This is a genomic window from Mucilaginibacter sp. R-33 (assembly GCF_049949235.1).
GTDB lineage: Bacteria > Bacteroidota > Bacteroidia > Sphingobacteriales > Sphingobacteriaceae > Mucilaginibacter.
Genome location: NZ_CP188089.1, coordinates 1108458 through 1130374, shown reverse-complemented (window position 1 = coordinate 1130374; position 21917 = coordinate 1108458). Strand labels below are relative to the sequence as shown.

The following is a 21917-nucleotide window of genomic DNA, read 5'->3' as shown; positions in this document are numbered from 1 at the left end:
GATCATGGCTAATAAAATTGAGCTCAACAACAACTATCCGAACATCACCGAATCGGATAAATTATACGAACGCGCTTTAAAAGTTCAGAAACCTGTTACCCAAACTCTTGCCAAAGGTCCCGGGCAATTTACCAAAGGTGTAGCGCCAAAATATCTTGTAAAAGGTAAAGGATCGCACGTATGGGATGTTGACGGCAACGAATACATCGATTTAAACTCGGCCATAGGCCCAATCTCTTTGGGTTATGCCTACCCTGCCGTTGATGAAGCTATCCGTCAGCAACTGAATGATGGTATCACATTTTCACTGATGCACCCTTTGGAGGTTGAACTTTCGAAACTGGTACAACAGGTTGTGCCTAATGCTGAAGCTGTAAAGATCTCTAAAACAGGCGCGGATGTTTGTTCGGCGGCTATCCGTGTGGCACGTGCATTTACCGGCAGGGATAAAGTATTTTGCTGCGGTTACCATGGCTGGCATGACTGGTATATTGGTATTACCAGCCGTAACTCAGGTGTGCCTGAAGCTATCCAGGATTTAACTTATACCTTTGAATACAACGACATTGAATCAGTTAAAGCAGCGTTAGATGAAACAGTTGCTGCCCTTATACTCGAGCCTTTCATTTTTGAAGCCCCGAAACCGGGTTACCTTCAGGAACTTGCCGAAGTTTGTAAAGCTAATGGCACCCTGCTTATTTTCGATGAAATGTGGACTGGTTTCCGTGTAGCCGTTGGCGGCGCACAGGAATATTTCGATGTTAAAGCTGATTTAGCCGTATTTTCAAAAGCATGTGCCAACGGTATGCCAATAGCATTGTTAACAGGCCGCGCCGACGTGATGGAGTTGTTCAACTCTGAAGTATTCAGCTATACAACCTTTGGCGGCGAGGCTTTATCATTAGCGGCTTGCATCGCTACCATCAATGAGCTTCGCGATAAAAAAGTACCTCAATATCTTGACGAGCATGGTGCGCTCTTAAAAGATGGCTATAACAGTCTTGCCATTGAATTGGGCGTTGATAAATACACACGCTGCGTTGGTTTTAACTGCCGCAGCATGGTAACCTTTACCCCTGATGCCGGCAACGGCCTGGAAGTGAAAACTTTCATGCAGCAGGAAATGATAAAACGCGGTGTACTTTGGGCCGGCTTCCACAACATGTGCTACAGCCACACCACCGAAGATATCGATTATACCCTTGCGGCTTACCGTGATGTGTTACCGTTGTTAAAGGCGGCTATCGAAAGAGGTAATATCAAAGATCAGCTGAAAGGTGAAGTGTTAGAGGCCGTTTTCCGTAAGGTGAGCAATTACAACATCAAACCTAAAAGCATAGCCTAATTATGGATCTGTTTTCATTAAAAGGGAAAACCGCCGTAGTAACGGGCGCTTTAGGTTTGATAGGCCGTAAACATTGCGAGGCCCTTGCAGCAGCAGGTGCAAATGTAATAGTAGCCGACATAAACGCCGAAGCAACCAGGGCATTTGCCGCACAACTGGGCGATATGCACCTGGGCCTGGGTGTTGACGTAACCAGCAAGGAATCCTTAATTGACGCGCTCAACGCAACGCTTGATAAATATGACGCTGTTGATATATTGGTGAACAACGCCGCCATTAACGATAAATTCGAGAATCCGGCCATGGCCAAGGAGCTATCGGCGTTTGAAAACTATCCGTTAGAGGCTTTCCAGCAATCGCTTAACGTAAATATCACCGGCGTGTTTTTATGCTCGCAGGTATTTGGTACACAAATGGCCCTGCACCGCAGTGGAAGCATCATCAACATAGCATCAACCTATGGTATGGTAGGGCCGGATCAAAGCATTTACCGCGATTCGCGCGGGCAGCAAACTTTTTACAAGTCGGCAGCATACCCGGTTACTAAGGGGGCTATCATCAATTTCACCCGCTTTTTAGCAGCCTATTGGGGCCATACCGGCGTGAGGGTAAATACCCTTTCTCCGGGCGGCGTTGAAGCCGGACAAGCCGAAGATTTCATTGGCAACTATTCAGCAAAAACTTTATTAGGGCGCATGGCCCAAGCGTCAGACTATCAGGGCGCGCTTATATTCCTGGCCAGCGAGGCATCGGCTTATATGACCGGCGCTAACCTGGTTGTTGACGGAGGATGGACAGCTATTTAATTTAAACCAACTATTATGAACGAGATTTTGAAACAAAAGGCGGCCGGCATTAAACTATTGCTAACCGACAATGACGGGGTTTTAACAGATGCCGGCGTATATTACAATCACGACGGCGAGCTTTTAAAAAAATTTAGCATGCGCGATGGTATGGGGGTTGAGCGCCTTCGCAAATTTGCTGGTGTAAATACAGGGATCCTTACCGGCGAAAACTCACCGTCATTAATTAAAAGAGCTGAGAAATTACAGATCGCCGAACTTCATGTAGGTATAAAAGATAAAGCCACTATTTTCAAAGAAATCTGCAGCCGATTAGATCTACAACCTAACGAGGTTGCCTTTATCGGAGATGATTATAACGATCTGGAGGTAATGAAGCTGGCCGGTCTAACCGCTTCGCCTGCCGATGCCTTACCGCGTGTTAAAGCCCAGGTAGATTTTGTAAGTTCATTAAATGGTGGCGATGGTTGTTTCCGCGAATTTGCAGAGCTAATTATTGAAGCTAAAAGTGATAAATATCTATCAGGCACCAGGAACGGTAGTATCGCTTTGCAAAATGGCCGTGTAATTGGCAAAGGCCAGCCAAGCTATATCATTGCCGAAATTGGGATCAACCATAATGGTTCGCTTGAAACCTGCAAAAAATTAATTGACGAAGCTGTAGCTGCGAAAGCTGATGCTGTTAAATTTCAAAAACGTACACCCGAAATTTGCGTACCGCGCGATCAGTGGGAGATTGTGCGTGATACCCCATGGGGCCGGATCACCTATATCGATTACAAACGTAAAACCGAATTTGGCATAGCCGAATATGCAACCATCGACCAATATTGCAAAAAAGTAGGTATCGATTGGTTCGTATCTGCCTGGGATGCGCCATCTGTTGATTTTATGGAGCAATTTGATACCATCCTGTACAAATTAGCATCGGCATCATTAACAGATTTTGCCCTGATCCAACGGATTTTGGAAACCGGCAAACCTTTGATGCTTTCAACCGGTATGTCAACCATGAAAGAGATTGAAACCACTATGGATTATATCAATGCCTTTGATGAAAACTATCCCTTGTTTATCGCTCACTCAACTTCGGCTTATCCATGTCCTCCGCAGGAGCTTAATCTTAAAATGATCCAAACGCTTGAGAACAAATATCCGGGCATCCCAATCGGTTATTCGGGCCACGAAACAGGCCTGGCAACTACAGTAGGTGCTGTGGCTATGGGTGCGACATTTGTTGAACGTCACTTTACGCTCGACCGTGCCATGTGGGGGTCTGATCACGCTGCATCTGTTGAGCCACAAGGGTTGCAGCGCTTAGTACGCGATATCAGGGATGTGGAAACAGCAGCTGGTGACGGTGAAAAACGTGTTTACGAATCAGAACTTGCGCCAATGAAGCGTTTAAGGGTGAACATCAGCGACGAATACAAAGAGAAGCCAAGCGTTAAATAAAATGTCTCCGGAAAAATTAACTACCATAATTACATCCATTATCCTTTTTTGCTGGATAGGATTCATCATTGCCTGGGAAAGGATGTCTCCTTACAGAAAGGGACTTAAATTTTTCAGGGAAGGATTTTGGATTGATTTGGTATGGTATACGCTGATACAAAGCTACTTTTTAAAGATCATCATTTTCGATTATATCATTACGCCGTTAAAAGCGCAGTTCGATTTGTCGCATTTTCAATTTGTAAGTAGCTGGCCGGTGGCATTACAGGTATTGTTCTTCCTGTTTACACATGACCTTTATATTTACCTGTTCCATCGCTTTCAGCATTCCAATAAATTTTTCTGGCGTATTCATGAGGCGCACCACTCGGGCAAGGAGGTTGATTTTCTGGCCGGTTCGCGTTCGCACATCATGGAAATCATCATCAATCAAACCATTGAGTTTGCACCTATCATTTTGTTAGGTGCAAACCCAATAGTTATACCGATAAAAGCTATGTTAGATGCCATGTTTGGCATGTTTATACACGGCAATATTAAGGTAAACATGGGCAAGCTAAAGTACATTATTAACTCGCCCCAATTGCATTTATGGCACCACGCCAATTACCAGGAAGTTTTTCACGCCAACTTTGCAACCAAGTTTTCATTTTGGGATTACCTGTTCGGCACAGTTTATGACCCCGGTCATACCCCCGGCAACAAACCCGAAAACTGGGGCCTTTATTACAATTATCCCAAAGATTACTTTTTACAACATGCCTTTAGTGTAAAACGCTTTGATGAAAACAAATTGCTCAAATACCGTTGGTTCAACTGGTATTATCACCTAAGGCCCCGGTTTGTGAATTGGCTGATAGCAGTCATACCCACCGGACTAAAAACTATCATTCCGGTTAAAATAAACAGCGCGGCTAAATTGGAGATTGAACAACAACCCGTTACCTTAGTAACCAAACAAGAAAACGTGCTACAACAAAACTAACAACATATTGGCCTGGCTATATATTTTAATCGCTGCCGCGTTTGAAGCGGCCTGGACGTTTTCGCTAAAATTCATGAAATTCAGCGATCTGAAGGCGCTCCGTCTTAACTCTGTATTAAGCCTGCAGCATGGATTGCCTGTATGGTTGCCTTTTGTAGGTTATATCGTATTTGGTATTGGCAATATCTATTTCTTCTCATTGGCTATAAAACTGGTACCAACCGCCGTCGCGTATGCTGTTTGGACGGCCGTAACGCTCATCCTGATCAAATTAGTCGAAGTTTCGTTTTTAAATCAGCGCCTCTCCTACGTAGAAATATTTTTCATGCTACTGATCATGACAGGCGTTTTAGGTTTGAAATTTTATGGTCCGGAAATAAAATAAACTTACTGTTATTTGCCCAAAGCTTCCTTTCTTAGCTTCGCCTTCAGAGTATCAAACCGCACCCAATAAATGTGACAATCCTTTTCGTCGGTGCCTTTGGTATAAAACATGTATTTACCATCAGGAGTTACATATTGGCCCCAGCGATGGGCATCACCACCATTAATCAGCGGACCGAGGTTTAGCGGTACTGTCCAGCTATGATCGGGCTTACGGAAAGTGATCCCAAGCTCACACTCATAATCGGGTTTTTCCTTGTAACTGATGATCATGTATGATTCATCAGGCGCTACATAAAAATCACCGTCGAATGCCGGTGTATTAATAACCGGCCCAAGGCTTTTAATAACCGTGTCTGTTTTAGAAATGGTAAGCGTACAAAAATCGTAAGTGCTGTAATCTTTTACACTTCCTGCGTTGGCGTTGCTGCCAACATAAAATGTCCCGTTATTGGTTGGCATAAAATCATATAGCCCATAGTTCTTTTTTAGAAAAGCGACGGGAGTTGTCCAACCTGTTTTATTACGGTGCGATACCCAAACAAAGGCGTGTTTACCATCCCCCTGCCCGGCAAAATACATACGCTTACCATCAATAGAAAACGTTGGTGCATAATATCCATAGTTAAGCACAAAGGGGCCGCGCCACTTATTACCTTTATATTTAAAGTAACGGATCTTATTGCCCTTTGAATTAAACCAATGCATAGCATTGCAATAATAAAATTCTTTACCGTCTGCAGAAAACGCCGATCTATCCATTGCCATACCGCTATCCGGCACCAGCATTTGCTGTGCAAAAATACGCGGCGTATCATTTGGCGGGATTTTACCCAAATAAGCGCTTTTGCTGTTGAGAAAATTATTTTGAGCGAATAAAGAATTGCAAAAGCAGCAGCCTAAAAACAAGGAAATGATAAAGGTTTTCATGATTTGAAGACAATTTATTTTAGTGGGGAATATATATGTAAAGCAAAGTTAGGAGCTGCGGTTACAAACGCCCGTTCAAACCTGTTCAAGTTTAATTCAATTAAAATCAAGCCCGATTAACGCTTACCATCTCTCAAATTGAAGTGAGTGATATACCGGTTAACTTGTTACCACTGCTATTTGACTGCGTTAAACCAATTAAAAAGGTGCAAAGGGGAAGCAGGCCATGTTTGAAGTTGAAATAAAAGGGAAGGACATGTTACTTGACAAAAACAGTAAGTTCTGAAGGCAGATTAATAAGGGCGTCACAATGCTGTTAATCTTAAAATAATACAATCCTCCGAGACAATTCAAATTTAATTTGTACGTTTAGGAAAAATGAAACGTATTCCCGGGTCACTCCTGTAATACGCGTAAAACTGAACCCTTTTGTTTTTTTAATCTGCCACAATTTGCTATCTTCTTTTGAGATTTCTTTCCGTACATCAGGTTCAATACAACGGCTATTTCCTTATATTTTAATTGTACTATTTACAATCCCGCTGTGTGGCGTAGCGCAACAGCCGGATAGCTTAAAAAAAGCATCGACACAAGTAACAACAAGCGTCCGTGGGCAAGTAGTAGATGACGCCTCGGGGCAGTCGCTTCCGGGTATTAACATTAAGCTTGTTGGTAGCAGGTACGGAACCACTGCGGATGCCGACGGGAAATTTGAGATTAACGCTCCCGGAGCTTTTACGCATATTACTTTCTCGTACATTGGCTATCAAACTATTACTAAAATAATTAAACCCGGACAGGTTAATACTCTTCATATAAGATTACACGATAGTCAAACCCAGCTAAAAGAAGTTAAGGTAGTTTCCGGAAAAAAACAGCGTTATCGTAATAAAGGAAACCCGGCGGTTGAACTTATTCAGCAGGTTATCGACCATAAAAAGCAAAACCGCATGGAAAGTGCCGATTACCTGCAATATGATCAGTATGAACGGATCAATTTATCGTTTATCGATGTCCCTTCCAAACTAATAAACGGCCGTTATTTTAAAATGTACAAGTTTATGCTTGATACCGTGAAAAATAACGGGCAAACCCAGGTACTGCTCCCCACCTACCTCAGCGAAAAACAATATCAAAATTATTACCGGAAAGAGCCGTCTAAATCCATCCGGGTGCTCAAAGCACAAAAAGAAGCCAATATTCTTAAATTTATCGATACCGCGGGCTTGGATGTGTATATGAACCGTCTTTACGGTGATGTAATTGATATTTATGATAACAATGTTTTTATCATAACCAACCAGTTCCTGAGTCCTATTGCCGATCACTCGCCCAATTATTACAAATTTTTTATTACCGATACCATACAAACAGCCAAAGAAAAGCTGATTGAGCTAAGTTTTACACCACGCACCAAAGGCGACCTGCTTTTTGAAGGCAAGCTATTGGTAAGCATGACCGGCAACTATGCTGTACGGAGCTGCGAGCTCAATGTAAATAAGCAGATCAATATCAATTTCATGCGAACGCTCAAGATCACGCTTGATTTTGAGCAGAACCCTAACGGCCGGTATTTTTTAAGCAAAAGCGATGTTAAAGCCGATTTCGGCATCTTAAAAAACAAAGGGCTTGGTTTAATGGGCGAACGAACGGTAATCTTCTCTAACTATATAGCAGACAAACCGCTTCCCGCCACATTTTACGATGGCAAGGAACTGCAGATAGCCCCCGATGCAGACAAACCCGACACCTCATACTGGGCACATAACCGGCCGGATACACTGTCCGACCATCAGTCAAAGATGTACCCGCGCATCTCCCGGTTAGAAAAAATGCCGCAATTTAAACGGGCAACCTGGTTTGCAGCTACGTTTACCGGTGGTTATGCCAAAGCAGGCCCGGTGCTGATAGGCCCCATCGGCACATTTTATTCCCGGGATAGCCAGGAAGGTTCCCGCTTTCAGATAGGAGGACGTACCAATCCCGAATTAAGCAAATCAATATACTTTGAGGGCTTTGGCGCTTACGGTACGCGCGATAAGGCTTATAAATACAACATCGCAACCTTTTACTCATTCAATAAAACACCTTTTTACCGCTACCCTAATGACTATCTTAAAGCAAGCTATTTAAATGACGTTAATGTGCCCGGGAGGGATCTTTCTACTATCAATCAGCAAGCCGCGCTTTCTTCATTTTCGACAGGAAAAACAATATACTGGCTTTACAGTAAGATTGCTAAAATTGAATATGTAAAGGATTTTGAAAATCATTTTTCGTTCGATCTCGCATTCAGGAACTGGAACCAACGCCCCGCCGCGTCATTAGTTTTTCAATATAATGATGATGCCAATACCCTGGTTCATGATATTACTACCAGCGAGCTAAACCTCGCTTTCAGATATGCACCTCATGAACAAATATTACAAGGAACAGTATACCGCCGTACCATCTACAGCAAATACCCCATCATGAATTTGCAGATCAATCATGGTTTTAGAGGCTTGTTCAATGGCGCGTATGATTTCACCAGTGTTAAAGCAAGCATTTTCAAGCGCTTCTATCTCTCGCAGCTTGGGTACACAGATATTACCGTACTTGGAAATTATTTGGTGGGCAAAGTACCTTTCCCACTCCTGAACTTAGCCCCTGCGAATCAGTCATTGGCTTATGACGAGGACGCCTATAACCAACAGACTTATCTCGAGTTTGTAAGCGATCATTACGCGGGTATCAACTTAACGCATAGCTTCAGCGGCTTTTTACTGAATAAATTCCCATTGATAAGACATCTGAAATGGAGAGAATATTTATCAGCCAAAATATTATTCGGCGGCTTGCGTAACGAAAATAATCCACTCTATTCGCCTAACTTGTTCCGGTTCCCGGTTGGTGGTAATGGAGCAAATGGCACTTACGCCTTAGGCACTAAGCCTTATATAGAAGCCGGAGTAGGTATAGGTAATATCTTTAAGTTTTTGCGGATAGATGGAATCAAGAGGTTTAACTACCTTGACCATCCGGGCGCCGCGGAATATGGTGTTAAATTTAGTTTCGCCCCGGATTTTTAAAGTAGGTTCCGGTTGCAGCCGGAACTTAAGTGTAACAGTTAAAAATTATACTTTCCCGGGTCTATATTTCTTTATCACGAATCAGGTTGACTAAAAAGGATGCGGCTGTATCATAAGTCAAATTGCCCCGCGGTGTTGTGTTACCTATAAAGTGAAGGTTTAGCCGATAATATTATACAAAAAAGGTGGTTTACACATTTCTTGAGCAACACCACTCAAATTATTGATAATCAACAATATAATAAAAAACACAACCCTAAATTGTGTTAACTCTGTAAACCCCCTTTTTTAGTAAAGCCAATCCAAAACTATATATCGCTCAAATATCTGAATAACTCAATAAATGAAGCTGATCATAATTGGTGATACAGGCTCATCCGCAAATAAATAATTGATAATATTAATGCTGATTCCCCCAGAGGGAAATTACAACTCATTTATGGATGTAACCCAATGGGCTTATATAACTGAACAAGCAGGCGGCAAAGCATCAGATGGATACAAAAGAACTATGGAAATTGAAGTAGAGGAACTGCACCAGCGACTTTATATTTATTGGCTCAATGGATATGATACTCAAAGCCGAAGAATTTATGTCATCATTTTTCTCCAAAATTATTTGTGAAGTCGTTTGAAGGACAAGTTAGAATTCAATAAGTATGTTGAAATGTCATAGTGACCACGTTAAGTGCCAGCTTTTTGTAAAGCTGCCTTCACAATTTAATGCTTTAATTGCAAGTTAAAAATACTGGGCAAAACATAGTTTTGAAGTGCCATAAGACAATAATCGACGAAAATTGTTTTTTCTTTTGAACTAAAATTGTCATTTAAATGTCATGAAGTGTGAAATACTTCACAACTACACGTGTCACAAATACACATAACTTTATACGTTTAAACAACAGAATCAGCATTTTTGAACTATTTATGCTTTTAGTCTATATCTTTAGGTAAAAATTAACGGTAATTTTTAATATAAGACCACGTTTCGAGGGCTTAATTAAAAATTATAACATGCAAAAAACAAAATCTTTAAAAAAAATGACTTTTGGCAGTTTGGCACTGAGCGCAATTATCCTCATCGGAAGTTGCTCCAAAAATGCAGACCAACCAGTAACCGTTCCAATTAATGATTTAAACGCCAGCAAAAGCCTGGCAACAACAGCCCCCACCGTCTACACGATGGCCACATCTTCAATCCGGTTAGATGAAGGTTACTCTTACAAATTCAGCCCCGTTCAGGTAAGCGGCGATTCAAACACGCAGCCAACAGCGTCAACACTCCAACTTTATGAAAATGGTGTTGCGTTAGGTCCGGCTCATTCTGTTCACAGTGACATCAGAAACCTTGGTAAAGGGCGTTACAGTCACTGGGATACCGGATTGTATTTCTCAACTTCCGACAATAGCAGCCCTCTGACAAACGGAAGAAAGTACACTTACACCCTTACCGGTACAACAACTACTACCACCACAACCGCTCCGGCTACAAGTACTTCAACAACAACCGCATCGGGCTCCGTTTTGAGTACAGTATTAACCGGTTACGCTGCTGTTAACGGTACAACAACCGGTGGTAAAGGCGGTACCACGGTAACTGTAAACACACTGGCTGCGTTCAAATCTGCGGTGTCAGGCAATTCGCCCAAGATTGTGTATGTTTCCGGAACAATTAGCGGATCAGGCGTAACTCCTGTGTATGTTGGTTCAAATACTACCATCATCGGTAAAACCGGCGCCGTTTTATCAAGCCTTAACCTTTACCTGTTCACTGTAAGCAATATCATTATCCAAAACGTTACGTTTAGAAACTACGTAACCGAATGCGGTGTTTACGTTAAGTTCCAGTCGAACCACGTTTGGATTGACCATTGCGATTTTGCAACAGACCGCAGCCATGGCTGGGATTACTGGGGTAAAGATATCGGCGTTGCCGAAGGCTCTGACTACGTAACCATTTCATGGAACAAATTCCATGACACCTACTTGTCATTGCTTATTGGCTCGGTAACAAGCGATGCTGTTACAGCCAACACCGGCAAGCTACATGTTACATTGCACCACAATTACTGGTACAATGTGGCCGAAAGGGAACCAACATTGGTATTTGGTAGCATCCACATGTACAACAACTATCATTTAAACAATGACGGTTATTCTATCGGTGCAAGGTACGGTGGCACAGTAAGAACAGATAATGAGTATTTCTCAGGCTGTAAAAAACCACTTACTACTAACTTAGATGGCGATCCCGTAGGTTACTTCAGCGGGGTATCAACCAACATTTATTCTAATTGCGGTGCCAATAACATTACCTCATCTTTATCAAGCTGGGTGCCGTCATACGCTTACAGTTCATTGCTTGATGCTGCTGCCAACGTTCCGGCAGTAGTAACAGCAGGTGCTGGTGTTAAAACAGTTAATTAAATTATTCACCCCCTTTTTAAGTAAAAGGCCGCTTTTATGATAATTCATAAAAGCGGCCTTTACTTTTTATTGATCCCGACTCCAATGCAATATTAATCTTTAGACACAGGTTCTTCATTTTTACTGAGGTATTGAACGTTAGCCGCAGGACTTAATCTTTTTTTCATAAAAGCCACGATAGTATCAGTATACAAATCAGCCCCTCTGCCGTTTAAATGCGCTCTGTCCGAATAGTATTCTGGGTTTTTAAAATATACATCGTTGGTAAAATCGTGAAAAATAACCTTGTTGCTGTTACAAATACTTTTCAATTTTAAATATGAATTCTGTTGGGTATCATCGTTATACCTTGGCGATACAAATACAAACAACTGTATTTTTTGCCGCCTACACTCATTTATAAAAAAATCCAGCGCCTCTGCGTTATCGGCCGATATGCTGTCTGAATATGGCTTAAGCGATGTATGGTTTGAAACCCTGCTGACATCCATTTTATTATCCAACGGATTAAAACCCATGACTGTGTTTCCTGATAATAAAAAGTAATGCTGAAATATAGAAACCACCTGGCCATTGTAGCGATATGTTTGAAGATGGCTTTTTATTAGCTCCAGCCGGCCCTTCTTTTCAATCATATTGCCGATAACATCCGATTGTTTTAAATAAGGCAGTAAAATGGAAAGCCTGTTCTTTTCATCTTCCTTTTCACTTAACACATCGCTGGTTACATCCAAAACAACAATCTTAGGAACGTGGCGCTTCAATGCCAATTCAAATATTGCTGTGCTGTATAAAAGCCCTTCGCCATCCCGGCCGCCATTGAAACAACTTAAGTTCAAACCATTTTTTATAAGCGATGAATTATAATGATGTGAAGCTCTTGAGCTTCCCAAAACCAACACGTCTTCATTTAAATTATACACAACGTGATTAGCTACGGCGTATTCGCCGGAAACCTGGTGTGTAAAAAAATAATAAAGAAATATACCGGCTGCCTGATCAACAGCCACAAAAGCCACAATCATCAATAACAACCTGATAAAAAACTTTTTGCTGCTTCCTTTAAACTGCTTCATAATTTAAAACTGAAAATAAATGAATTGTCCGCCGTCAAAAACTCCAAATAACAGGATTATAAAAACCAACCCTAAATAGGAAGCCATCCGGATCCCCCAATTTTCATTGTGAAGAAACCGTAATGAATGATGGCCGTATTCCTGTTTTATTTCGTAAAAAAACAAGGCGGCGATAGCCATCAAGTCATACAGAAAATAAGAAGGTTCACCTATAAAAAACCCGTGTTTGTAAACAAAAACCCCCTTCAACAAACCCCAGGCCTGCTCCAATGATCCAGCCCTGAAAAAGATCCAACTTATAGTAACCAGGGATATTGTAAAAGATATATTTAAGAAATTGGCAAATACTCCGCTGCCTAACCCTAATTTACTTGCTGTTGCCTTCCTCCATTTCTGCGTTGCCATTCCGCAGATGAGATAAAACCCGTGTAAAGCGCCCCAAACAATAAATGTCCAATTGGCGCCATGCCACAAACCGCTGATCATAAACACGGCAAATAAATTTAAATACAACCGGCCTTTGCTAACCCGGTTGCCTCCTAAGGGGATATACACATAATCTTTAAACCACGTAGAAAGTGAGATATGCCACCTGCTCCAAAATTCGCTTATGCTTTTTGCAAAATAAGGCCGTTTAAAATTTTCCATCAGTTTAAAGCCCATCACTTTGGCGCTGCCTATCGCAATATCCGAGTAGCCCGAAAAGTCGCAATAAATCTGGACTGCAAAAAACAATGAAGCAAGCACAATTGTGGCCGAGCCGTGTTCAGGATAATTGTTGAAAACAGTTTTTACATATATAGATAACCTATCGGCAACAACAACCTTTTTAAAAAAACCGATCAGCATTCGTTTTAACCCTTCAGAAACATCCAGGGCATTAAAATGATGTTCGGTTTTAAATTGCGGTAACAGATTTTGAGGACGTTCAATAGGGCCGGCAACTAATTGCGGATAAAACATCACGTATAAAGCATAAATACCGAAATGCCGTTCGGCCTTTTGATGGCCCCGGTAAACTTCAATAGTATAGCTCATGGCCTGAAAAGTGTGAAATGACAACCCTATCGGAAGCAGGATCTGTAAAAACGGAATTGGGTTAGTGTACCCCATCCAGTATAGCAATCCCGATAAATTGGCATTAAAAAAATTAAAATACTTAAATACAGCCAGTACGCCAATATTTGCCGTAAGGCTTAATATTAACAAAAGCTTCTTCTTCTTAGGGTCACTAACTTTTTCCAGGTAAATGCCCGCGGTATAGTCGATAATTATTGTAAAAAACAGGATGAGGATATAAATAGCTTTAAAGAACATATAAAAATAGCAGCTTGCTATAAGCAGCAGCAGCCACCTAAATTTATGAGGCACCAGAAAATATAAAGCCGTTACCACAGGAAAAAACAGCAGAAAAGTAAATGAGTTGAATATCATCGCTAGGTTCTTTTTGGTTAATTAAACCTAACTGAAAATAAAATGATATAAAATAGGAGCACTGCAATCGTAAATCATTCTGTAAAATCACGCAACAAACTTTACAGCCAAAATCTGATCAGGAGGCTGCAAGTTCAGGAACACAGGCACAGTAACCCCAACGTGAATTGATTCTCTAACCAACTGATAAAAACTCTCAACCGGGCTTATCATATAACACAACAACTAAAATGTAAAGCGATTTATATCCTTTTACAGTTTAAACGTGTAAAATGGCGTCAGATTTACAATTTACGGGCAATTGAACGGGGCTCATACTTTATTGATAGTCAATTAGATAATTTTACTCATCAAGTAACAAATAAACTTAATTTATCATTTAAAGACCTAAAACTATGTGCGGAATTGTTGGTTACATCGGATCAAGAGATGCGTGGCCCGTTGTGTTGAACGGCCTCAAACGATTAGAATATCGTGGTTATGATAGCGCCGGTATTGCTATTATAAATAATGTAGGCTTCAGTGTGTATAAAAAAACCGGGAAGGTGGCATGTCTTGAGGAGCACACCATCGATAAAGACAAAAGCGGGCATGTTGCCATAGGACATACCAGGTGGGCCACACATGGCGCCCCATCTGATGCAAATTCGCATCCGCATAGCTCAAACGATAACCGCCTGCATATTATCCACAATGGGATCATCGAAAATTACCTGATCCTTAAAGAAGAACTGCTTGCCCGCGGGCACACCTTTAAAAGCGAAACAGATACCGAAATCCTGATCCACTTAATTGAGGAAATTCAAAATATCGAACAAACTGATTTACTGGAGGCTGTCCGCTTGGCCTTAAATACAGTGATAGGTGCTTACGCCATAGTTATTCTGGACCGGGAAAACCCCGATCAGCTGATTGCCGCCCGAAAAGGCAGCCCCCTGGTTATTGGTGTTGGCCATGGCGAATATTTTATTGCATCCGACGCCACCCCTATTATCGAGTACACCAAAAACGTAGTGTATTTAAAAGATAACGAAATAGTACAGGTTAAACCCAGTGGGCTTTTAATAAAGAAGCTTGACAATGTTGTTCAAACCCCATTGATCCAGGAACTGGAATTAAAGCTTGAATCGTTAGAAAAAGGCGGCTTTGAGCATTTTATGATGAAGGAAATCTTTGAGCAACCGCGATCAATAAGAGATTGTATGCGTGGCCGCATCTTTCCGCTTGAAGGCAAGGTTGAGTTAGGTGGCATTAAACAATATACCGATAAGCTTAAAAATGCCGAGCGGATAATTATTATTGCCTGCGGCACCTCGTGGCATGCCGGCTTAACAGGCGAATATCTTATTGAAGAATATGGACGCATTAAGGTAGAAGTTGAATATGCTTCCGAATTCAGGTATCGTAACCCCGTAATTACTGATAAAGATATCGTAATGGCGGTGTCCCAATCGGGGGAAACTGCCGATACATTAGCCGCCATTGAGATAGCTAAAGAACGGGGGGCAACCATCCTGGGGATCTGCAATGTTGTTGGTGCATCAATTCCGCGCGTAACTGATGCCGGGGTTTACACCCATGCCGGCCCGGAAATAGGCGTTGCCTCAACCAAGGCCTTTACAGCGCAGGTTACTGTTTTAACTTTAATTGCTTTATATATTGCACAGCACAAAGGTACTTTAACGCCAGGCAAGCTCACCAATTTATTAACGGAGCTTGATACCATACCCGATAAAATTCAAACGCTGCTGCAGGATAATGAATTGATTGAAGACATTGCCTGCAAAATAAAGGATGCGCCAAACTGCCTGTTCTTAGGACGGGGTTTCGGTTTCCCCGTAGCTTTGGAAGGAGCTTTAAAACTAAAGGAGATCTCTTATATTCATGCCGAAGGTTATCCCGCCGCCGAAATGAAGCATGGACCAATTGCATTAATTGACGAGCAGATGCCGGTGATCTTCATCGCCACAAAAAACTCCTCGTATGAAAAAGTGATCAGCAATATACAGGAGGTTAAAGCCCGGAAAGGAATAGTAATAGCTATTGTTACCCGTGGTGATGTTAAAGTAAAAAACATGGCCGATTACTGCATTGAAATACCCGATGCCGACGAAGCCTTTTTACCACTGCTGGCCACTATCCCGCTACAACTTCTCTCCTATCATATAGCCGTAAAACGGGGCTGTAATGTTGATCAGCCCCGTAATCTGGCTAAATCGGTTACAGTAGAATAATTTGTAATAATTAACCAACAAACTCCATAAAAAAAGCAGGCTCAGGCCTGCTTTTTTTATGTGCTGTTATTTCTGGGTGTAACCACTATTATATGAACGTGTAGCCCCAAATTCCCAACTCAGACACTTTTTTCTCATCCCTTTACACATGCCTACATTACTGCTTTACATGTTCTGTAAAGACTAAGATACAGGTTTACAAAAAAACGGCAATCGACTAAAACCGTATACGATCGATGCCCAAATAGATAAATTTGACTAACCAAATAAACCAGTTCAAAATAGTTCCCTAAACTCTCTTAAACTATTGATGATGAAAAAAATTAATATATACTGTTTCATTACAACATTGCTATTGATAACCGGATGTGCCGGAAGTCGGGATCTTGTTTACTTCAGCAACATGGCAAATACAGGTGCGGCAAATAACAATACAAGCGGAACAGTAGTCATTCATCAGAAAGACATTTTAAATGTAACTGTTACCAGCTTAAACCCCGAATCGAACATGTTATTTAATGGTAACAAAAATGTAGGCTTAAACAGTCAATCAACCCGCGGCGGATATAAAGTAAATGAAAATGGATTTGTGAATTTACCGCTTATAGGTGACTATAAAATTGAAGGGCAAACCATCGAGGAAGCACAAACAGAAATAGCTAAAAAGCTATCGGCTTTTGTTAAAAGCCCGGTAGTTGACATCCAACTTCTAAATTTTAAAATAAGCGTGATAGGCGAGGTTAACAAACCATCAACATTTATAATAACTGATGAAAATGTAAACTTACTTGAAGCATTAGGTATGGCCGGGGATATGACAGTTTATGGACGCAGGGAAAATGTATTGGTGATCCGCACAGAAAACGGACGCAGAACAATGAACCGCCTTAACCTTAATAAAGTTGAATCGATGGATTCGCCTTACTTCAACCTTAAACAAAATGATATTGTTTATGTGGAGCCCGACAAATCAAAGGCAGTTGAGTATAGCCAGAGCACGCGCTTAGCACCAATAGTAGTGGCCTCAATTTCGGCATTGGCCGTATTGGCGGCAGTACTTTTAAGAAGATAAAATACAGTTTTAGAGATACCTAAGAATAGCTGACATGGATAACAATTTTATTTTAAAAGAACCTTTGCCGGGCAACAAGTTCAGGAACAACATTAAGCCTTATTTAAATGGCTGGTATTTATTCCTGATAAGCATGGTTATCTGTTTTGGCGCAGCCTGGGCATACCTTAACTATGTTACCCCGCTGTATAAAATAACAAGTACACTGCAAATCCCCGACGATAAAAAAGGCGATGGTATTTTAAAAGCTACTGCTTTCAGCGACCTGAACATGTTTCAGGAAACTAAAACCGTGGATAATGAAATGGAAGTATTGCGGTCAAAAGATTTGATTTATAGCGTGTTCAAAAAACTTAACCTGGAAACTTCCTATTTTGATGAAAGTGGCTTTCAAGTAAAAGAACTGTATGGTAATGAGCGGCCTTTCACCATTACTGTAAAGAGAATAGGAAAAACCGGCTATTTGAAAAAACTATATATCCAGTCATATTCACAAAGTAAGTTTTTGTTAAAAGAGGAAACTAAAACATGGATCTACAGCTATAATCAACTAATTAATCACAAGGATTATTCATTTAAAGTAGAAAAAGGCCCGGCCCTTGCAGATAATGAAACGCCGATACTGATCCAGTTTAAAAACCTTACCAGGCTGGCAGCAGCTTACAGCGCCGGATTATTACAGGTAAACCCTGTAGTTAAAGAATCAAATACCTTAACCTTAAGCCTGGTTGATGCTGTGCCAGAAAGAGGGGTTGATATTCTTAACAATATCATATCTACCTATAACGCCGAAAACGTTGTTAAGAAAAACGTTACAGCCGTAAACACCATATTATTCATTGATAAACGATTACATGATTTAGAACAGGACCTGTCATACACCGAAGGTGATATTGAAACTTTTAAGCAAAGGAATGGAGCTGCAGAGATTAATGCAAGCACACAGGTAAATCTGACAAAATCTGCAGAATATAATCAACTGCTTGAAGAATCAAATACTCAATTGGGTATTGTGAATTCCATTGAAGCATATTTAAAAAACTCGGCTAACCAATATGATGCTGTACCCAGTACCATGGGATTGAAAGATCCGGCGTTAAATACCCTGGTTAGCCGTTTCAACGACCTGCAGTTGGAAAGGAACCGTATGTTGGGCAGCGCAAACCTTGCCAACCCCCTTATTGAAAACCTGAGCAACCAGATAGCCAGCCTTCGTGTAAATATTATGGAAAACCTCAGTAATATTAAAAAAGGCTTCTCTATCAGCCACAAATTGCTCAGCCAAAATTCTGCCCAGTATGACTCCCGCATCCGCTCGGTTCCGTCGCTTGAACGGGGACTTTTGCAGCGGAGCCGTGAACAGGGGGTAAAAACTAATTTATACCAGTACCTGTTGCAAAAAAGGGAAGAAACAGCGTTGTCCTTATCAGCTACAATTCCTTCATCGCAATTGATTGATAAACCTGCTGCTAATCCGATAGCTGAATTCCCCAAGCAACAGCTCACCTATTTATTCGCTATTATAGCCGGATTATTTATGCCGGGAATTTACATCTTCCTGAAAGATAAATTTAGCCTGAAAATCAGGAATCAATCAAGCCTGCTGAATATAAAAGGAGTAAAGATTCTGGGCGAATTATGCCATAATAATGAAGGTCAGAGCCCTGTAGTTATATCTAACGGCAGTAATACCAACATTTCAGAACTGTTCAGATATATCAGGAGCAATATTGGTTTCCTGAACCAGGGAACGCAACACAAAACCATGCTTGTTACATCGTCTATGAAAGGTGAAGGCAAAACCTTTTTTAGCATCAACCTGGGCTTAACGCTCGCTATGCTCAATAAACGGGTATTAATTATGGAATTTGACCTGCGCAAGCCCGATTTGCTTAAAAACATCAACATGGAGCAAACCAAAGGCATTACAGATTTTTTAATGGGTGATACCAATTCACCGGCTGAATGCATCCAGGCTTATAATGAATCAGATAACCTTTTTGTAATGGGAAGCGGCAGTAAAGCAATTAACCCTGCCGAGCTATTGTCAGATAAACGGCTTGACCTGCTTTTTAACTGGTGCAAAACCGAGTTTGATTATATCGTACTTGACACATCACCTGTTGGTGCCGTTGCCGATGCTTTTAACCTGGCTAAATACGCCGAGTTGAGTATTTATATTGTACGGTATAATTATACCAATACCGAGCAATTAAGTATCCTCAGAGATATTTATGATAATGATAAATTAAATAACCTTATGGTAGTGTTTAACGATGCGAAGAAAGAAAACCGGGAGGCGTATGCCTACGGTGGATACGGATATGCATCGGCATATGGCAGTTGATAGCTACCATTTTACAATAGCATAAGGTTAATGCTATACGTGTTATAAACTTTTAATTAGACTGTTTGCCGCTGTTCCATGTGACTGGATTGGCGAAGCCGTAAGCAACACAAGTTGCAGTTGTTATGAACCAATAACCGGGTAAAACCGGAGAATTATATAAGCCGTTAGCTTACTTTTTTACTGCCTGACCAGTGTGACTGGATTGGCGGAGCCACAGAAAGACTAAGACACCTGTCAGATTTTAAGATAAACGGGAAAAACCGGCGAATATTATAAACCATTAGTTCGATTATTTTTTATTAACCGCCTAACCATGTGACTGGATTGGCGGAGCCGCAGCCAACACAAGCTACGGCTCTAATAAATCAGATAACCAGGTTAGTAATTTTCAATTACTATTTTTTTAAACCATCATCACTTGCGCCATGTGAGTGAGTTGGCGAAGCTATAATAAGCCATTATTAATTCCCCCGATCCAACTTTATTCATTTTATGGAAACCCAATTAAGAACACCGCAATTTCGCATGACAAATTATCATGAAAAAAAATGGCTTGTTATTTACACCAAGCCCCGATGGGAAAAAAAGGTGGACAAGCTTTTGAAGCAAAATGGCATTGAATGCTATTGCCCGGTCAGAGATGTAGTAAGCCAATGGTCTGACAGGAAAAAGGAGATCAGTATCCCTCTGTTTAGCTCCTATGTATTTGTTCATGTCGATGCCTATGAGCAGTCAAGGGCACTTTACGTAATGGGGGCGTTAGGCTTTGTTTATTATATGGGCAAACCTGCTGTAGTGCGGGACAACGTAATAGACGAAATCAGAACAAATCTTGTTCGCTACAAAGACATGGAAATTGTGAGCCTTAAGAACCTCACTGTTGGTGATACAGTTAAAATAAAAGATGGCGCTCTTGTAAATCAAATGGGGAAGGTGCTGCAAATACAGGGCAAAAATGTATTAATGGTTTTTGAAACCATCAATTGCGCTTTGGTAACACGTGTTTCAATCCAAAACTTATCAGTTCATAACATCAGCAGAAATCATGAAAATTGAGAATTACCAACCTAAATTAGGCATTATCGGTCTTGGTTATGTAGGCTTGCCCCTGGCCGTTGAATTTGCAAAAAAATACAAGGTTATTGGCTATGATATCAATGTAGATCGCATCAATGAGCTCAAATCGGGCATCGACCACACTTTAGAGATCGACTCTGACCAATTAAATGCAGTAATTACCCCTGTTTGCACAACCGCAACCGGTTTATACGTTACTGATGAAATTGAAAAATTACGGCAATGCTCCATATTCATTGTAACTGTGCCAACCCCTGTTGATAAAAATAACCGGCCGGATCTTTCTCCGTTAATAAATGCCAGCCGGGTTGTAGGCAAAGTGTTAAAAAAGAATGATATTGTGGTTTACGAATCAACCGTATATCCCGGGGTAACAGAAGACGAATGTATGCCCATCTTAGAAAAAGTATCGGGGCTTACTTATAACGTTGATTTTTTTGCAGGCTACTCGCCTGAAAGGATCAATCCCGGAGATAAATTACATACAGTTTCAAAAATCCGCAAAATTACATCAGGCTCTACTCCGGAAACAGCCGAGACTGTAGATAAGCTTTACCAATCAATTATTACAGCCGGCACATTTAAAGCACATTCAATAAAAGTAGCCGAGGCTGCCAAGGTAATTGAAAATGCGCAGCGCGATATAAATATTGCTTTTGTGAACGAGCTGGCCATGATTTTTAATAAACTGGGTATCGATACCCATAAAGTATTGGAGGCAGCGGGCACTAAATGGAATTTTCTGAATTTCCGCCCAGGCCTTGTTGGCGGCCATTGTATTGGGGTCGATCCATATTACCTTGCACAAAAGGCCCAGGAAGCAGGTTATCATCCTGAAATTATTTTGGCCGGCCGGCGTATAAACGACTCTATGGGTGCATATGTTGCTGATCAGTTTATTAAACAAATGATTTGCCGTGGTACATCAATAACAGATAGTGAGGTGCTGATACTTGGTTTCACCTTTAAAGAAAACTGCCCCGACGTGAGAAATACCCGTGTGATAGACATTGTTAAACGGTTGAAGGAGTATAAAGTAAAAGTGCATATCCATGATCCCTGGGCCAATGCGGCACATGCTAAAAAAGAGTATGGCATCATCTGCGAAAACGGCGAATCAAAAACCCGCACCTATGATGGGGTTTTACTTGCGGTTGCCCATGAGGAGTTTAAAGAAATGAATATAAAAGCACTTTGCAAACCTAATGCCGTATTATATGACCTGAAGGCGTTTTTACCGGAAGAGGTTGTTAACGCCCGGCTTTAAAATT

General features: G+C 41.2%; 16 protein-coding genes. 13 read left to right on the top strand and 3 right to left on the bottom strand.

The window, feature by feature from the left end; translation table 11 throughout:
- Nucleotides 1–4 precede the first annotated feature (4 nt).
- The 5 genes from ACP26M_RS04995 to ACP26M_RS04975 are packed head-to-tail and all read left to right on the top strand — an operon-like array spanning nucleotide 5 to nucleotide 4976.
- On the top strand, nucleotides 5–1345 hold the full coding sequence (locus ACP26M_RS04995) for an aminotransferase class III-fold pyridoxal phosphate-dependent enzyme (RefSeq protein WP_426586720.1): 1341 nt from the start codon (nucleotides 5–7) through the stop codon (nucleotides 1343–1345).
- Nucleotides 1346–1347: 2 nt separating this feature from the next.
- A complete protein-coding gene (locus tag ACP26M_RS04990) occupies nucleotides 1348–2151 on the top strand; it encodes an SDR family oxidoreductase (protein WP_426586718.1) in 804 nt (267 codons plus the stop codon).
- 15 nt (nucleotides 2152–2166) lie between these two features.
- The gene (locus ACP26M_RS04985) at nucleotides 2167–3606 is read left to right on the top strand and encodes an N-acetylneuraminate synthase family protein (protein WP_426586716.1); all 1440 of its coding nucleotides are present in this window, start codon (nucleotides 2167–2169) and stop codon (nucleotides 3604–3606) included.
- Nucleotide 3607: 1 nt separating this feature from the next.
- The gene (locus ACP26M_RS04980) at nucleotides 3608–4591 is read left to right on the top strand and encodes a sterol desaturase family protein (protein WP_426586714.1); all 984 of its coding nucleotides are present in this window, start codon (nucleotides 3608–3610) and stop codon (nucleotides 4589–4591) included.
- A gap of 7 nt (nucleotides 4592–4598) precedes the next feature.
- A complete protein-coding gene (locus ACP26M_RS04975; protein ID WP_208102497.1) occupies nucleotides 4599–4976 on the top strand; it encodes a DMT family transporter in 378 nt (125 codons plus the stop codon).
- A gap of 8 nt (nucleotides 4977–4984) precedes the next feature.
- Here the strand turns inward: ACP26M_RS04975 and ACP26M_RS04970 are convergent, their stop codons facing one another.
- Complete coding sequence (locus ACP26M_RS04970; RefSeq protein ID WP_426586712.1) at nucleotides 4985–5905, bottom strand: hypothetical protein; 921 nt, start codon at nucleotides 5903–5905, stop codon at nucleotides 4985–4987.
- A gap of 452 nt (nucleotides 5906–6357) precedes the next feature.
- On the opposite strand from ACP26M_RS04970, the gene ACP26M_RS04965 reads away from it, so the two are divergent.
- The 3 genes from ACP26M_RS04965 to ACP26M_RS04955 all read left to right on the top strand — a co-directional run bounded on the left by ACP26M_RS04965 (nucleotide 6358) and on the right by ACP26M_RS04955 (nucleotide 11403).
- Entirely contained in the window at nucleotides 6358–8976 is a 2619-nt protein-coding gene (locus tag ACP26M_RS04965; RefSeq protein WP_426586710.1) for a DUF5686 family protein, read from the top strand.
- 403 nt (nucleotides 8977–9379) lie between these two features.
- On the top strand, nucleotides 9380–9601 hold the full coding sequence (locus tag ACP26M_RS04960; RefSeq protein WP_426586708.1) for a hypothetical protein: 222 nt from the start codon (nucleotides 9380–9382) through the stop codon (nucleotides 9599–9601).
- A gap of 389 nt (nucleotides 9602–9990) precedes the next feature.
- Nucleotides 9991–11403, top strand: coding sequence for a pectate lyase family protein (locus ACP26M_RS04955; protein ID WP_426586706.1), 1413 nt, complete (start codon nucleotides 9991–9993; stop codon nucleotides 11401–11403).
- A gap of 92 nt (nucleotides 11404–11495) precedes the next feature.
- Here ACP26M_RS04955 and ACP26M_RS04950 read toward each other — a convergent pair whose 3' ends face one another.
- Together ACP26M_RS04950 and ACP26M_RS04945 are read right to left on the bottom strand one after the other, a co-directional pair.
- Nucleotides 11496–12479: a hypothetical protein gene (locus ACP26M_RS04950; RefSeq protein WP_426586704.1), complete on the bottom strand. Its 984-nt coding sequence runs from the start codon at nucleotides 12477–12479 to the stop codon at nucleotides 11496–11498.
- 3 nt (nucleotides 12480–12482) lie between these two features.
- The gene (locus ACP26M_RS04945) at nucleotides 12483–13913 is read right to left on the bottom strand and encodes an MBOAT family O-acyltransferase (RefSeq protein WP_426586702.1); all 1431 of its coding nucleotides are present in this window, start codon (nucleotides 13911–13913) and stop codon (nucleotides 12483–12485) included.
- A 395-nt stretch (nucleotides 13914–14308) separates the two neighbouring features.
- On the opposite strand from ACP26M_RS04945, the gene glmS reads away from it, so the two are divergent.
- The 5 genes from glmS to ACP26M_RS04920 all read left to right on the top strand — a co-directional run bounded on the left by glmS (nucleotide 14309) and on the right by ACP26M_RS04920 (nucleotide 21913).
- Entirely contained in the window at nucleotides 14309–16147 is a 1839-nt protein-coding gene (gene glmS, locus ACP26M_RS04940) for a glutamine--fructose-6-phosphate transaminase (isomerizing) (protein WP_426586700.1), read from the top strand.
- 403 nt (nucleotides 16148–16550) lie between these two features.
- Nucleotides 16551–17219 carry a polysaccharide biosynthesis/export family protein gene (locus tag ACP26M_RS04935; protein WP_426586698.1) on the top strand — a complete coding sequence of 223 codons (669 nt, stop codon included), beginning with the start codon at nucleotides 16551–16553 and terminating at the stop codon, nucleotides 17217–17219.
- Nucleotides 17220–17253: 34 nt separating this feature from the next.
- Complete coding sequence (locus ACP26M_RS04930; protein ID WP_426586696.1) at nucleotides 17254–19566, top strand: GumC family protein; 2313 nt, start codon at nucleotides 17254–17256, stop codon at nucleotides 19564–19566.
- A 495-nt stretch (nucleotides 19567–20061) separates the two neighbouring features.
- On the top strand, nucleotides 20062–20625 hold the full coding sequence (locus ACP26M_RS04925; RefSeq protein ID WP_426586694.1) for a UpxY family transcription antiterminator: 564 nt from the start codon (nucleotides 20062–20064) through the stop codon (nucleotides 20623–20625).
- On the top strand, nucleotides 20615–21913 hold the full coding sequence (locus tag ACP26M_RS04920; protein ID WP_426586692.1) for a nucleotide sugar dehydrogenase: 1299 nt from the start codon (nucleotides 20615–20617) through the stop codon (nucleotides 21911–21913). The genes ACP26M_RS04925 and ACP26M_RS04920 overlap by 11 nt, the downstream gene beginning before the upstream one ends.
- Nucleotides 21914–21917 lie beyond the last annotated feature (4 nt).

Bases quoted from the DNA above. Each gene is read 5' to 3' on its own strand.
- ACP26M_RS04960 (WP_426586708.1), top strand. From the start codon at position 9,380: ATGCTGATTCCCCCAGAGGGAAATTACAACTCATTTATGGATGTAACC.
- ACP26M_RS04980 (WP_426586714.1), top strand. From the start codon at position 3,608: ATGTCTCCGGAAAAATTAACTACCATAATTACATCCATTATCCTTTTT.
- ACP26M_RS04945 (WP_426586702.1), bottom strand. From the start codon at position 13,913: ATGATATTCAACTCATTTACTTTTCTGCTGTTTTTTCCTGTGGTAACG.
- ACP26M_RS04985 (WP_426586716.1), top strand. From the start codon at position 2,167: ATGAACGAGATTTTGAAACAAAAGGCGGCCGGCATTAAACTATTGCTA.
- ACP26M_RS04950 (WP_426586704.1), bottom strand. From the start codon at position 12,479: ATGAAGCAGTTTAAAGGAAGCAGCAAAAAGTTTTTTATCAGGTTGTTA.
- ACP26M_RS04970 (WP_426586712.1), bottom strand. From the start codon at position 5,905: ATGAAAACCTTTATCATTTCCTTGTTTTTAGGCTGCTGCTTTTGCAAT.
- ACP26M_RS04930 (WP_426586696.1), top strand. From the start codon at position 17,254: ATGGATAACAATTTTATTTTAAAAGAACCTTTGCCGGGCAACAAGTTC.
- ACP26M_RS04955 (WP_426586706.1), top strand. From the start codon at position 9,991: ATGCAAAAAACAAAATCTTTAAAAAAAATGACTTTTGGCAGTTTGGCA.
- ACP26M_RS04925 (WP_426586694.1), top strand. From the start codon at position 20,062: ATGGAAACCCAATTAAGAACACCGCAATTTCGCATGACAAATTATCAT.
- ACP26M_RS04920 (WP_426586692.1), top strand. From the start codon at position 20,615: ATGAAAATTGAGAATTACCAACCTAAATTAGGCATTATCGGTCTTGGT.
- glmS (WP_426586700.1), top strand. From the start codon at position 14,309: ATGTGCGGAATTGTTGGTTACATCGGATCAAGAGATGCGTGGCCCGTT.
- ACP26M_RS04935 (WP_426586698.1), top strand. From the start codon at position 16,551: ATGGCAAATACAGGTGCGGCAAATAACAATACAAGCGGAACAGTAGTC.
- ACP26M_RS04995 (WP_426586720.1), top strand. From the start codon at position 5: ATGGCTAATAAAATTGAGCTCAACAACAACTATCCGAACATCACCGAA.
- ACP26M_RS04990 (WP_426586718.1), top strand. From the start codon at position 1,348: ATGGATCTGTTTTCATTAAAAGGGAAAACCGCCGTAGTAACGGGCGCT.